This window comes from Salegentibacter sp. UBA1130, assembly GCF_002311535.1.
Taxonomy (GTDB): domain Bacteria; phylum Bacteroidota; class Bacteroidia; order Flavobacteriales; family Flavobacteriaceae; genus Salegentibacter; species Salegentibacter agarivorans.
In genome coordinates this window covers 24970-38657 of sequence record NZ_DCAP01000028.1, presented here as the reverse complement: position 1 = coordinate 38657, position 13688 = coordinate 24970, and the positions used below count along the sequence as shown (strand labels likewise).

Sequence of the window (13688 nt, the reverse complement as noted above, 5' to 3'; positions counted from 1 at the left end):
GTGCAGATTTAATTTCCGATCACAAAAACTTTGTCTAATATCGGTTAATCACAAAAAAATATAGGGAAAAATGTAATTTTTAAAACAGATAGAGAAAATTGTTAAGCCGATAAACTAATCATTATAAAAAATAATAGGTATAAAAGAACTAAGGCTCTTTATTAAATTCTGATGAAAATCCAGATTCGGTATTAGGCTGAATTCTGCAACCCTCCTTTTAATTTTATATGTATTTGTTTGAATATTAGTGTCTTTACGCAGGCCAATACAAATGACTCAAAATTTAGGTTCACAAATCGTCAACATAGAAAATAGGTTGTCAGTATTTATAGGCAATTTGATATATTTTCTTAGGGGGATTTTTCGTAATATCTTTGAATTGCAGCAGTTTTAGTGATTTTTATAATTATCAAGAGGAGTTTCTTCATAGCTAAAATCGTAAATTTTTTACCCCCACTTTTTAAAAATTGATTACACTGTCTAGTGCATCATCTGCATCTCTATGAATAAAGTTGGCCTGGTAATTTAGCGTGGTTTTTAAATCACTATGCCGGTAAAGCTTTTGTAACATTAAGGGGTGTATCTTATCTCCGGCTATGTTTCCAAAAGTATGACGGGCTATGTGGTTTGAAAGATTTTTGTCTATTTCACACTCTTTAGCTATTCGTTTCAGGAATTTATTTAAAACCTTAGTAGCGTTCCTCATTTTAAGAAATACGCTTTTTGGATCATTTTGATTAGCATCTTTTAAAAATGGAAAAATATAGCCATTGTTTTCCGTTTTATCCATCAGGTAAAGGTTAAAGATGGTTATGGCTTTTTCCGGGACTTTAAAGCTCAATGGTTTTTCATTCTTATTCATCACATAGTATAGACGGCCATCTTTTATATCTGTCCACTTCAAGGCTACAACATCTGAAATTCTTATGCCAGCAAAGTAGAAGGAAACAAGCCAGATATTCCTAGTGTGCCATATCGAAGAATGACTTTCCGCTGCTAGATTTTCAATTTTGATAACTTCCTCAGTAGTCAGTCCAATTTTATTTCCTGAGCCAATTCTGATTTTTTCTTTTTCGCCAGCGAAAGGATAATATTTTTGAGAAACAATCCCATCTTTTATAGCAACATTAAAGAGGGTTCTAATAAAAATAAGTTGGTTTGTAATAGTTCTGGTCCTTTGTCCCAGGTATGTGGAACAAAAGGCTTTAAACTTATTTAGAAATGATTCATTTATTTCCCGAAATTCCAGTCGGGTATTTCTCTTAAAATAGGTAATGGCATCTTCAAAAGAATATTCACCTTTTCTGGTCTTACTTACCCTTATTCGTCTTCGTTCTTTTATTGATTTAATAACCGTCTCTTTCTTTTGATTGGTTTTGAGATTCAGAAACTCTTCCAGGTTATAGAGAATAGAGAGCTCAGATTTCGCAACAGAAAAAGTTCCTTTATCATATTTTAGCTTTACACGTTCAGCCGCCACTGCGAAGAAAGATTGAGAACCTCCAGGCCCTTTAAGTTTGTTTTTAATCTGTCTGGGCGTCAAATCATCTTCTGAGTGAAAATACAAATCCTGGGCCTCGGTCATTTTCTTCATCAGGAAATGATTCAGTTTTTTATGGTTGGGATGGCTTTTTTTAACCTTTCCAAACTTTTTGTCCCAATCTTTTTCAAGAATATAGTGTCCAAGCCAATGGTAATTTGTCTTATAATTTTCACTAATTCTAAGAGCAAGAGGAATAGTTTCATCTTTCCTAATCATATTTTTGCGCAAGACAACTTTAATACTGGCCATAACGGACTTATTTTTAGATATTTAAATATAGATAAAAATTCTAAAAACTAGTACAGAATAAGTACAGAATAATTCCATTTTACCTGTTATTCTTTGATATCAATAAAAATGTAAAAGGCTGAAAAACATAGCATTTATGGGTGTTTGGTGGATTTTGAGGCTCCTCTAATTTCAGCTCATAACCCGAAGGTCACTGGTTCGAGTCCAGTTCCCGCTACTAGCAATGACAAGGCTTTACAGAAATGTAAGGCCTTTTTTTATGGACTGGGTACAACATAGGTACAACATTTTTGGAAAGCCAAATTTGAATAGAAAATAATGTTAATTAACATTATTTGGGGATATTTCCTATCTCATTCGAAGTGTAACTTAGTAATTTGAAGGATTTGTATAATTCTCTATTTCATTAAATAGCTTATTAAAAAACAATGTTCTAATTCTTCAGTATAAGATCTTGGTAATTTTTTAATTGAAATTATTATCAAATTATGTGATAAACCTTTTGAAATCTGTTCCTATTCTTTTTGCACAATCTGTGCATTGATTTTTTTTTATCTTTGTAGTGTGAAAATTATCGCTGTCATATTATCTCTATATATATTCGGGCTTAACTTATTAGCCTGTAATGATAGTGACACTTCACAAGTGATTTCTGATTCAGAAGTAACAGTGGTTGCTACGCAGAATTTAGATATCGACTATTCACATGATAAAGTAGCAGATTTATGCCCTCCTTTTTGTAGTTGCCATTGCTGCCATGTGCATACAGTAGATTTCGGTTCTTCAAATTTCAAGGCTTTGATTATTGAAATTCCATCAAAAGCCTTTGTCCATTTTGACAGCTCAGTGGAAGAACCTATTCTTTCCTTTTTAGATCCTCCAAAAGTTTAATTCAGTTTTTTTAAAGGATAATTATATCCTTTTTTGACCAAATCCTGGTTCTCATACTAGATCCTTGGTCCTATTGATAGATTTTGTTAGGCACAAAATTATTATCAAGAATTTTAACTGAATTAAATTTTTATTTATATGATTAATAAGATAATCGCATTTTCCATTAATAATAAATTTATTATTGGACTACTTACCTTAGCGCTGATAGGGACGGGTATTTGGTCCATGATGACCGTCAACCTGGGATCGGTGCCAGATATTACTAACAATCAGGTTCAGGTGATCACCCAGTCGCCAAATCTTGCCACAGAAGATATTGAACAATTTGTAACCTATCCCGTAGAACTTTCGATGGGTAATTTACCTGGAGTTACAGAGATTCGCTCTATTTCACGGTTTGGACTTTCGGTAGTTACTATTGTTTTTAAAGATGATATGGGAACTTATCTCCCTCGTCAACTAGTACAGGAAAAACTTAATGAATTGGGAGAAACCATTCCCGATAAATTTGGAAGTCCTGCTATGGGACCTATTTCAACCGGATTGGGTCAAATTTATGAGTATACCATAAAGCCAAAGGAGGGATACGAAACTGAATATTCTCCCATGGAACTACGAACTATTCAGGACTGGATAATCAAGCGACAACTTACCTTGCTGGAAGGTGTGGTGGAAGTAAATTCTTTTGGAGGCTCCATAAAACAATATGAGGTAGCAATCAATCCTGAGAAATTAAACAGTATGGGTATAAGTATCTCTGAGGTTTATGAGGCGCTGGCCCGAAACAATGTGAATACCGGTGGAGCTTATATTGAGAAAAATAAAATGTCAAATTTTATTAGAGGTGAAGGTTTAATCCGTTCACTGGAGGATATAAGGAAAATTGCTATTACTACCGAAAATTCTATTCCGATAACTATTGGAGATGTTGCGGAAGATGTTCAGTTTGGAAATCAGGTACGCTACGGAGCTTTCACTCAAGACGGAGAGGAAGCCGTAGGCGGGATAATAATGATGTTAAAAGGCGCCAATCCCAATGCCGTAATTCAGGATGTTAAAGATAGGATGGCAGAAGTTGAAAAGTCACTTCCTGAAGGTTTGACCATAGAGCCAATTATTGATCGGAGTGAATTAATAGCACGAACAACCGATACTGTTAAAACAAATTTACTGGAAGGTGCATTGATAGTGATTTTTGCCCTGGTATTGTTATTAGGTAGTCTAAGAGGTGGACTTATTACTGCTACCACTATTCCCTTATCACTGCTTTTTGCTTTTATTTTAATGAAACAATTCAATGTCTGGGCCAATCTAATGAGTTTGGGCGCTATTGACTTTGGAATCATTATAGACGGTGCAGTGATTATCATCGAGGGAACCGTGTATGAAATACAAAAACGGATAAGATCTGGCAAGGTGAAATTCAATCAGGCTAAAATGGATGAAGTAGCCTATGATGCTGGGAGCACGATGATGAGTTCCGCATTTTTTGGACAGATTATAATTCTTATTGTATTCACGCCTATACTTTTTCTTACGGGGGTAGAAGGTAAAATGTTTAAGCCGATGGCGTACACTTTCGGTTTTGCCATGATAGGTGCTATTTTCTTATGCCTTACCTATGTCCCTATGATGTCTGCCCTATTTATGAAACCCATTCAGAATAAAAAGAACTGGTTTGGAAGGTTTGAACGCTGGCTGGAAAGGATAAGTGATAAGATAATTGGTGGAATACAAAGGGTATATATGCCTTTACTGAAAGGGGCATTAAAACTGAAGCTCATTGTTGTAGGTGCTGCTGCTGTTCTACTTGTATTAGCCGGTTTCCTTTTTTCCAGAATGGGAGGAGAATTTGTGCCTCAACTGGATGAAGGGGATATTGCAATGCAGGCTTTAATCAGACCAGGAAGTTCATTAACAGAGTCTATTGAAGTTTCCAAAAAAATAGAAAATATCCTTCTAGAAAATTTTCCTGAAATTAAAACAGCAACAGCAAGAATTGGAGTAGCGGACATCCCAACAGATCCAATGCCGATGGATATCGCAGATATGTACCTGATTCTTGAAAAAGATAAGGATAATTGGACAACCGCTGAAACTAAAGAAGGACTTATAGCGCAAATCAAGGAAAAACTCAATAAAGAACTTACTGGGGTAAACCTTGTGTTTACGCAACCTGTAGAATTAAGGTTCAACGAATTATTAGAGGGGGTTAGAGAAGATATTGCGGTTAAACTATATGGAGAGGACCTGGGGGTGTTGTCGGAAAAGGTACAGGAAATGGCTAATATTATCCAGACCGTACCTGGAGCAGGAGATGTTAATCCTGAACGAACATCTGGGCTGCCACAAATGACCGTGAAATTTAACCGTGATAAAATTGCTCAATATGGCCTGGATATCCAAAAAGCAAATGATTATATAAGTACTGCTTTTGCGGGAGGAACCGCAGGAGTCATTTTTGAAGGAGAAAAGCGATTCGATTTAGTAGTAAGATTTGATGAAGAACATAGAAAGAATATTGATGACTTGCGTGGAATGTATATCGATCTTCCCGACGGAACTCAGGTACCGATAAAAGAAATAGCAGATATCGAATATGTTCCGGGCCCTATGCAAATTTCGAGAGATGATACCTACAGAAGAACCTATGTGGGTGTAAATGCCCGGGGAAGGGATGTAGAGTCAGTCGTTAATGATATTCAGCAAAGATTAGATGAAGAATTAGAATTACCTCCCGGGTATTATATAACTTATGGGGGGGAATTCGAAAATCTTCAGAGTGCTAAGGACCGCTTGATAATTGTTGTACCCATTGCCCTTTTCTTGATATTTGTTCTTCTATATTTTGCCCTAAAATCGTTTTCCCAATCTGTCATGATCTATATAGCCATACCCCTCGCTGCCATTGGAGGTGTTTTTGCCCTTTGGTTGCGGGGAATGCCATTCAGTATTTCTGCTGGGGTAGGTTTTATTGTATTATTCGGGGTTGCAGTTTTAAACGGGCTGGTACTAATAAATAGATTCAATTCTTTAAAAGAAGAAGGAGTAACCAGTATAAAAGATAGAATTTTTACAGGAACCAAAGAACGAATACGACCTATTATGTTAACAGCAACAACAGATATTTTCGGTTTTTTACCAATGGCATTTTCCACATCAGCCGGTGCAGAAGTTCAACAACCACTTGCTACGGTGGTTATAGGTGGGATGCTTACAGCTACACTGCTTACGCTGGTTGTATTACCAGTACTATATACCCTTGTAGAAAGAAAACGAGAGAAAAAAGAACAGAATAAACTAGGTTCTTCCAATTCGCGATCTTTAGCTACGATTTTGATAATTGGCTTAGTTTTAGGCGGAACCTTTTCTGTAAATGCACAATCTGATGCAATGTCATCTGAATATTCACAACAGGATTCTTTACAAACAATTAGTTTGGAGGATGCAAAAGAAATGGCAATCAAAAATTTTCCACAGCTCCAAGCTGCCCAGCTCGAAATTGAAAGTGAGGAAGTATTGCGCAAAACCGCCTTTGATTTTGGAAACACCCAAATCTTTACAGGAAAAGAAGAAGTAGGAAATGGCTCTGATGGGATCTATACCCAAATTGGCGTCCAACAACAAGGCATCGATATTTTCGGAATAGTGCCCCGGTTAAAACTACAGAAAGAAAGGGTGGCACTTGCTGAAAATGCCTTAGAGCTATCTACTATTGAAATTGAACGTGAAGTAAGCAGGGCCTGGACATCTGTTTATACAAGTAAAAAGAGGTATCAGGTATATAAGAAAATGGATTCTATTTTCGAAGATATTGAAAGGGCGGCTAGAATCAGGTATGAGACAGAAGCTACCTCTAAACTGGAATATCTTGCCACCTCAAATCAGGGGAATGAGGTGAAAATACAGTTAGAACAAGCTTATCGAGATTATCTGAAATCAATACAGCGCTTAAACCTATGGTTTGTTAGTGACACAATTTACGATGTACCAGATTTGCCTGCTGAAGCATTGGATGAACCTTTAAACTTTCTGGTAGAGTCTCTTGAAAATCATCCCTTACTACAGGTTTCAGAACAAAGAATTGACGTGGCAAAAGCGGTTACCAGAGAACGAAAATCTGAATTTTTGCCCAAATTTCAGGGTCAATACGGTAGGCAGGAAATAGCCGGGCAATCGGGTTTCTTTCAATATCAAATAGGAATTCAAATTCCACTGTTTTTTGGGCCGGAATTAGGCCGTACCCAGGAAGCACAAGTGAATCGAAAGATTGCAGAGCAAAACTTTTACCAGGATAAACTCGAACTGGAAATCGCCTATAAAAATATGCGGGAAGACTACATCAAATGGAGAAACTCATGGAATTATTATAGGGATGAAGCGCTTCCTTTAGCACAGGAACAACAGGATGGGTCGGTATTAGCATTTAAGGAAGGTGCTATAGATTACGTAACCTTCCTTCAAAATATAAGAGATGCCATTAGAATCGAAGTAAATGCCTGGAGTGCTTTTAACGATTATCTCGACAGCCGTTACCAACTGGAATATTACCTTAAGAATTCAAATTAAAAATTAAAATAAGAAAATCGATATGAATACAAGATCAATAAATATTTTAATGCTTGCCTTAACGCTCAGCATATTCTTTGGATGTAAAGAAAATCCTGAGGAAGGGGATGACGCTTCCAGTGAAACTGCAACTACTAATACCGAAGAAGGTGAAAATCACGGTGAGGAAGGAGATGAAGAACACGGTGAAGAAGAAGGCGGGATGCGTTCAGTACATCTTTCAGAGATGAAATTCAATAGTTTGGGCATCAAAGTAGATACCTTACCTAAAAAAGCTTTGTCCGGTATTGTGGAAGCCAATGGCCAGTTAGAAGTGCCGCCACAATATGAAGCTACCGTTACGGCAATTTTAGGCGGTAATATAACTTCTATAAAGGTTATTGAGGGGGATAAGGTAAATAAAGGTCAGGTGTTGGCTTATCTTTCTCACCCAAATTTAACCAGAATGCAGTCTGATTATATTAATGCATATAGTAGGATGCAATTTTTGGAAAAGGAATTTGAAAGACAGAAACGTTTATATGAAGCAGAGGTAGGATCTGGAAAAACTTTTCAACAGACCCAATCCGATTACCAGTCTGTACAAGGTGAAGTACGGGGGTACGAATCACAATTACGCCAGTTAAACCTAAATGCTTCCCAGGTTAGAGACGGTGAATTATATGAATATATTCCGGTAGTAAGCCCAATTGGAGGTTATATAGAAAAAGTACTGGTGCAGATAGGACAGTATGTGGAGCCGCAAACCAGCATGTTTATGGTAGTTGATAATGAACATGTTCATGCCGATCTAATGGTTTTTGAAAAAGATATTTATAAGGTGAAAGAAGGCCAAAAGATTGCGTTTACACTGGAATCGGTTCCAGGCAGTAATTTAACCGGGGAAATTTATTCAGTGGGGAAACAATTTGAACAAAACCCCAAAGCGGTACATGTGCATGCAGAAATCGATAATAAAGAAGATTTTCTAATTCCGGGGATGTATATAAACGGAAAAATCAGGACGGGTGAAGAAGCTGTTCCTGCCTTACCGGAAGAAGCAATAATTGAAGAAGAAGGAAATCCCTACATCTTTACGGCCCAAAAACACCAGGAAGATGGTGAAACCGAGTGGGAATTGAAACCGGTGCAGGTAAGAACGGGAATAACTGAAGATGGTTGGGTTGAAATTAAACTGCTGGAGCCTCTGCCTGAAGGTACTTTGGTTGCTTATAATAATGCCTATTATCTGGTCTCTGAAATGCAGAAAAGCCAGACTTCCCATGGTCATTAAATTAAAAAAAATAGATGGATGGACTCTCTGTTAAATGTTTGTCTTGATTAAAATTCCAGAGGGTTCATCCTTAATACTAAATTAAAACCACAGTAATGAAAGAAATAAAAGCATTTATAAAGCCAAAACGGGTTCAAATAGTGATAGAATCCCTTAGCGAAAGCGGATTCAAAAGTATGACGCTGTCTCAGGGGGAAGGTACCGGAGCATTTAAAGCAAAAGGCGCATCACCTTCTTTAGATTTCCGTGTAACCGACAGCCCGGTGGTAAAGTTAGAACTGGTATGTCAAAATGAAGAAGCACAATCGGCTATCAATATCATCCTGGAAAACGGGAAAACACCGGATCCAGGTGATGGCATCATTTATTTGTCTGACATTGAAGATGCTTTCAAGATAAAAACCGGGGAATCCTTAAAGCGTTAAATTTTCTAAACCCTTTTACGCCCAATGGAAAAAATAGTAAAAAAGTTAGAAAGCAAAGGCATCCGCCCTACGGCAATGCGCCTGATGACCTATAAACGGTTGGCACAATTGAATGTGGCCATTAGTTTAGGCGACCTTGGGAAAGATTTCGAAAGCTCGGAAAGGAGTACGCTTTTCCGTACTATGAAGACATTTGAAGAAAAAGGAATTGTGCATCAAATTGAGGATGGCACCGGCATCATTAAATATGCCCTGTGTGAAGACAATTGTGAATGCGAGGTGGGTAACGACCTTCACTTACATTTTCATTGCAATAGTTGCGGGGAAACCGTGTGCCTTACAGAACATAAAATCCCTCAGATAAATCTGCCCGAAGGTTACGTGGCAGAGGATATTAATCTGGTGGCTAAGGGAGTCTGTGAGAAATGTAGCAATGACTTGGATTAAGTTTTTTGATTTAAAAAATTGGAACAATGATGAAAATTTATAAAAAAGAAAACAAGGTATATATGGTAGCTCAAAATAGATTGGATGCTACCGATTATGACAATTTGATATCTCAATTAAAAAACCATATACAGGCAAACCATAAAGTATACTGGTATATTGAAATGGAAAATTTTGAGGGGTGGACTGCAAGTGCGTATTGGAAGGGCATTGAACTGAAACTTCCGAATGAAGAACGCGTTAAAAAGGTTGCATTGGTGGGAATTACAAAATGGCAGGAACAGTTTACCGAAGTTTTGATACCCTTTACAAAGGCACATATTAAATTCTTTAGCCTTGAAGAAAAACATTTGGCCAAGGAATGGATGGAGAAAGGAAATCATTAAAAAAGTTAAATAAATTTAAACAGAAAGATTATGATGGACAACTGGAATTTTGGGGGAATGCACTGGATATGGTGGGGGCTTTGGATAATCCTCATCTTTTGGATATTCTTAATTCCTTATCCCACCCCGGGACAAAATAGACGGAAGGATAAGGCTATGGAAGCCCTGAGAGAACGATACGCCCGGGGCGAGATAAGCGATGAGGAATTTGAACAAAAGAAGAAAGTCCTTCAGGATAAGAAGAAGTAGTTATAAGGCACAGGCATCGAAAGCGATGGCACCTATGGCTTATAAAAGAAGGTAAAAATGAAAAAACGCAAAGTATTTGTTTTTATATTCATTGGATTAGCCCTTGGCTTATTTATAATACAGCCCCTGGTTATTTCACTCCACATGTATGACATGCAGGGAGGTAATGGCGAATGGTGGAAATCTCTGCTTGCTTCATATCAGCAGGAAGTTAGTTCATGGGATTTGGATCAAGCCATCATCAAATTGCTATTTGGACTGCTGGGCATTGCCTTGTCGCTTATGTTTATGGTCAGGCAAAGAATATTTCAATTGACCGGAAGAAGAGATAAGCTGGAGGAGATCAGGGAGCTGATTGCGGCAGGAGAAAACCAGCAAGTAGAATTTAAATCTACCTTGAGATGGGATTTGAGGCAGTTTAAACCGAATAAGGCTTTGGAGGACGTAATAGCAAAAACAATTGCCGGGTTTATGAACACCCAAGAAGGGCATTTAATTATCGGAATTGATGATGAAGGTAGTATTCTGGGGCTGGAACAGGATTGCGGTACTTTAAAAAAACCTGGCAAGGACGGGTTTGAGCAATATATAATGCAATTGGTGTCCCTCAAGTTCGGCACTCATTTTTGCCCTTTGGTTAAAGTGGCCTTTTACCAATTCGAAGAAAAGGATATCTGTTATGTAAGGGTTCACAAATCACAAAAACCTGTGTATTTGAATTTGGGCGATCGTTCGCATTTCTTTATCAGAACCGGGAACGGAACCCGCGAGTTGGATATGCCTGAGGCTCTGGAGTATTTGGAGATACACTTAAATTAATATAAACCCTATAAAATTGAAAAAATGATATAGGTATTGGACATAGAAAAAGAAAACTTGATTGCTGCTAAAATCAATGGTAGAATCACGAAGAAGGATATAAAAAACCCATCCGCTAATCCACAATATCATCGAAAAAAGTCATAAAATTTGTAGGCGAAAAAAATAGCAGGAATGGGTCGTTAAAGCTACTCATTTCTTTACCGGTTCAGAAGTCAAATATTTTGACCTTCAGGATAAGGAACAAGCAAAAAACTGGATACAAATAACTAAGGATATGAAAAAACTAAAAATCAAAATTCCCGTAATCCTTCCACAGGTACCTAATGAAAAAGACGCTTGTGTGGAAAGGCTAATTAAGGAACTGGAAGCCGAAAATGGCCTTGAAAAAGTCCACATAGCGGATGATCAGGAAGATACGGTGCCACAATTGTGCTTTCATTACGATCCGGATATAATTTCTATTGACCGCATTCAATCATTGGCAGAAAGAACCGGGGCTGAAATTACCGCGAAATATGGACATTTGCTTATAGAGGTTGAGGGGATTAGACATACCCGGCATGCAAGGACTATAGAAAAGAGTCTGTTGAATATCAATGGTGTTTTGGAAGCTTCCGCCAATGCCGGAGGAATGATCCGTTTAGAATATGATAAACGGGAAACAAGTTTTGATGAGATAACTACAAAGCTCGAAAAAGAAAACCTACAAGTTAAAAAAAGCTCCTCTGCTGAGAATAAGGGCTTTAAATCTGCCGAAAAGAATCCTCAAAATTTAAATAAAGAAAAGGTAAGGGATATAGAAGAACAAAAGCATAAAGATACTGATCTCCAGAATCATAGAGAAGCGGATAGCCACGGGGCCGGGGAAGAACATTCCCACGCCCACGGAGGTATTTTTGGGAAAAACACCGAACTTATTTTTGCTATTATTTGTGGTGCTCTTTTGGGTATTGGTTTTGGTTTGTCCTACGTAACATCAATACCGGAATGGGTCAGCTTATCCCTATACATAGGTGCCTACTTTTTTGGAGGTTACTTTACAGCAAAAGAAGCCATACAGACCGTAGCCAAAGGTGGATTTGAAATTGATTTTCTCATGTTGGTCGCAGCTATAGGAGCAGCTATTCTTGGGGAATGGGCTGAAGGAGCTTTGTTATTATTTCTCTTTAGCCTGGGGCATGCCTTGGAGCATTATGCAATGAACAAAGCACGAAAATCTATAGCTGCACTGGCAGAACTGGCGCCAAAAACAGCTTTGGTTAAGAAAAATGGTAAAACGGAAGAAGTTGGTATCGAAAAACTCAATATTGGGGATATCATTGTGGTGAAACCAAATAGTAAAATATCTGCAGATGGCGTAGTGGTAGATGGGCAGAGTAGTGTTAACCAGGCTCCAATAACCGGGGAGAGTGTACCGGTAGATAAAGTTCCCGTAGAAGATGTTGAGAAGGATTACTCAGAGGTAGATGATATTAAAGATGAAAACCGCGTTTTTGCCGGAACGATCAATGGGAACAATACTTTGGAGATTAAAGTTATCAAAGCAGCCAAAGATTCAACGCTTTCCCGATTGGTGAAACTGGTTAACGAAGCTCAGACTCAAAAATCGCCTACCCAGTTGCTCACCGATAAATTTGAAAAATATTTTGTGCCGTCCGTCCTTATTTTGGTCGGGATTCTTTTGTTTGCTTTTTTAGTTATTGACGAACCCTTTAGCGCCAGCTTTTACAGGGCGATGGCCGTATTAGTAGCTGCAAGTCCCTGTGCGTTGGCAATCTCGACCCCAAGTGCTGTATTAAGTGGAGTGGCCAGAGCTGCCCGTGGCGGGGTATTAATTAAAGGAGGGCGCCCTCTGGAGGACCTGGGGGTTATTACCGCCCTAGCCTTTGATAAAACCGGAACTCTAACGGAAGGAAAGCCAAAACTTACCCAAGTGGTGCCACTTGGGGATATTTCAGACAATGAACTTCTCAAAATAGCAGTAGCCGTGGAAGGTCTTAGTGATCACCCCCTGGCCAAAGCTGTAGTTCGTGATGGAAAAGAGCGTCTGGAAGGCGAGGAAATCCCAAATGCCTCTAATTTAGAGGCAGTTCTGGGTAAAGGGATTAAAGCATCATTTGGCAATGATAAAATCTATATAGGTAACCTCGACCTGTACGAAGGGCTTGATGAGAGTACACCTTCCGAAAAAATAGCTACGAAAGTGCGTGGTCTTGAAGGTGGTGGAAATACAACAATGCTTATACGAAAAAATGAAGAATATATAGGCATCATTGCATTAATGGATACCCCTCGTGAAGCCGCCAAGGGAACCCTTAAAAAATTAAAAGAAATAGGAATTAAACGAATGATCATGCTTACTGGTGATAACCAGAAGGTAGCAGACGCAGTAGCAGAAGAAATAGGATTGACCGATGCCTGGGGTAGTTTATTACCGGAAGAAAAAGTGGATGCTATAAAAGAATTAAAAGAAAAGGAATCCAAGGTGGCAATGGTGGGCGATGGCGTTAATGATGCCCCTGCCATGGCAAACAGCACTGTAGGAATAGCTATGGGTGCTGCGGGAAGTGATGTAGCCCTGGAAACGGCGGATATTGCGCTAATGGCCGATAAGTTGGAAACCCTGCCCTTTGCCATAGGTTTAAGCAGGAAGGCAAAGGCGATTATCAGGCAAAACCTTTGGGTTAGCCTTGGTATTGTGGCCCTGCTTATACCTTCAACCATATTCGGCTTGGCAAATATTGGAGTGGCGGTAGTAATCCATGAAGGTTCGACGCTTCTGGTGGTTTTTAATGCGTTAAGGCTTTTGGCTTATAAAAAAGATTAGATCC

At 38.4% G+C, this 13688-nt stretch carries 10 protein-coding genes; 9 read left to right on the top strand and 1 reads right to left on the bottom strand.

The annotated features are described in order from the left end of the window. Positions 1-460 precede the first annotated feature (460 nt). Complete coding sequence (locus B4F31_RS11655) at positions 461-1792, bottom strand: tyrosine-type recombinase/integrase (protein ID WP_286761349.1); 1332 nt, start codon at positions 1790-1792, stop codon at positions 461-463. Positions 1793-2356: 564 nt separating this feature from the next. Between B4F31_RS11655 and B4F31_RS11650 the strand changes: the two genes are divergently transcribed. From B4F31_RS11650 to B4F31_RS11610, 9 genes are all read left to right on the top strand, one after another. After that, on the top strand, positions 2357-2683 hold the full coding sequence (locus B4F31_RS11650) for a DUF6660 family protein (protein WP_225573949.1): 327 nt from the start codon (positions 2357-2359) through the stop codon (positions 2681-2683). A gap of 138 nt (positions 2684-2821) precedes the next feature. Further along, positions 2822-7255, top strand: a complete 4434-nt coding sequence (locus B4F31_RS11645) for a CusA/CzcA family heavy metal efflux RND transporter (protein ID WP_075325750.1) — start codon at positions 2822-2824, stop codon at positions 7253-7255. A 22-nt stretch (positions 7256-7277) separates the two neighbouring features. Continuing rightward, positions 7278-8528 carry an efflux RND transporter periplasmic adaptor subunit gene (locus B4F31_RS11640; RefSeq protein ID WP_173636774.1) on the top strand — a complete coding sequence of 417 codons (1251 nt, stop codon included), beginning with the start codon at positions 7278-7280 and terminating at the stop codon, positions 8526-8528. A 95-nt stretch (positions 8529-8623) separates the two neighbouring features. Then, on the top strand, positions 8624-8953 hold the full coding sequence (locus tag B4F31_RS11635; protein WP_057482983.1) for a P-II family nitrogen regulator: 330 nt from the start codon (positions 8624-8626) through the stop codon (positions 8951-8953). Positions 8954-8977: 24 nt separating this feature from the next. Further along, positions 8978-9400 carry a Fur family transcriptional regulator gene (locus B4F31_RS11630; protein ID WP_057482984.1) on the top strand — a complete coding sequence of 141 codons (423 nt, stop codon included), beginning with the start codon at positions 8978-8980 and terminating at the stop codon, positions 9398-9400. Positions 9401-9426: 26 nt separating this feature from the next. Next, positions 9427-9786 carry an STAS/SEC14 domain-containing protein gene (locus B4F31_RS11625; RefSeq protein ID WP_057482985.1) on the top strand — a complete coding sequence of 120 codons (360 nt, stop codon included), beginning with the start codon at positions 9427-9429 and terminating at the stop codon, positions 9784-9786. A 30-nt stretch (positions 9787-9816) separates the two neighbouring features. Further along, a complete protein-coding gene (locus B4F31_RS11620; protein WP_008615618.1) occupies positions 9817-10035 on the top strand; it encodes an SHOCT domain-containing protein in 219 nt (72 codons plus the stop codon). A 57-nt stretch (positions 10036-10092) separates the two neighbouring features. Then, positions 10093-10854, top strand: coding sequence for a helix-turn-helix domain-containing protein (locus B4F31_RS11615; RefSeq protein ID WP_057482986.1), 762 nt, complete (start codon positions 10093-10095; stop codon positions 10852-10854). 277 nt (positions 10855-11131) lie between these two features. Next, the gene (locus B4F31_RS11610; protein ID WP_057482987.1) at positions 11132-13684 is read left to right on the top strand and encodes a heavy metal translocating P-type ATPase; all 2553 of its coding nucleotides are present in this window, start codon (positions 11132-11134) and stop codon (positions 13682-13684) included. Positions 13685-13688 lie beyond the last annotated feature (4 nt).

Bases quoted from the DNA above. Each gene is read 5' to 3' on its own strand.
- B4F31_RS11655 (WP_286761349.1), bottom strand. From the start codon at position 1,792: ATGGCCAGTATTAAAGTTGTCTTGCGCAAAAATATGATTAGGAAAGAT.
- B4F31_RS11645 (WP_075325750.1), top strand. From the start codon at position 2,822: ATGATTAATAAGATAATCGCATTTTCCATTAATAATAAATTTATTATT.
- B4F31_RS11640 (WP_173636774.1), top strand. From the start codon at position 7,278: ATGAATACAAGATCAATAAATATTTTAATGCTTGCCTTAACGCTCAGC.
- B4F31_RS11635 (WP_057482983.1), top strand. From the start codon at position 8,624: ATGAAAGAAATAAAAGCATTTATAAAGCCAAAACGGGTTCAAATAGTG.
- B4F31_RS11630 (WP_057482984.1), top strand. From the start codon at position 8,978: ATGGAAAAAATAGTAAAAAAGTTAGAAAGCAAAGGCATCCGCCCTACG.
- B4F31_RS11625 (WP_057482985.1), top strand. From the start codon at position 9,427: ATGATGAAAATTTATAAAAAAGAAAACAAGGTATATATGGTAGCTCAA.
- B4F31_RS11620 (WP_008615618.1), top strand. From the start codon at position 9,817: ATGATGGACAACTGGAATTTTGGGGGAATGCACTGGATATGGTGGGGG.
- B4F31_RS11615 (WP_057482986.1), top strand. From the start codon at position 10,093: ATGAAAAAACGCAAAGTATTTGTTTTTATATTCATTGGATTAGCCCTT.
- B4F31_RS11610 (WP_057482987.1), top strand. From the start codon at position 11,132: ATGAAAAAACTAAAAATCAAAATTCCCGTAATCCTTCCACAGGTACCT.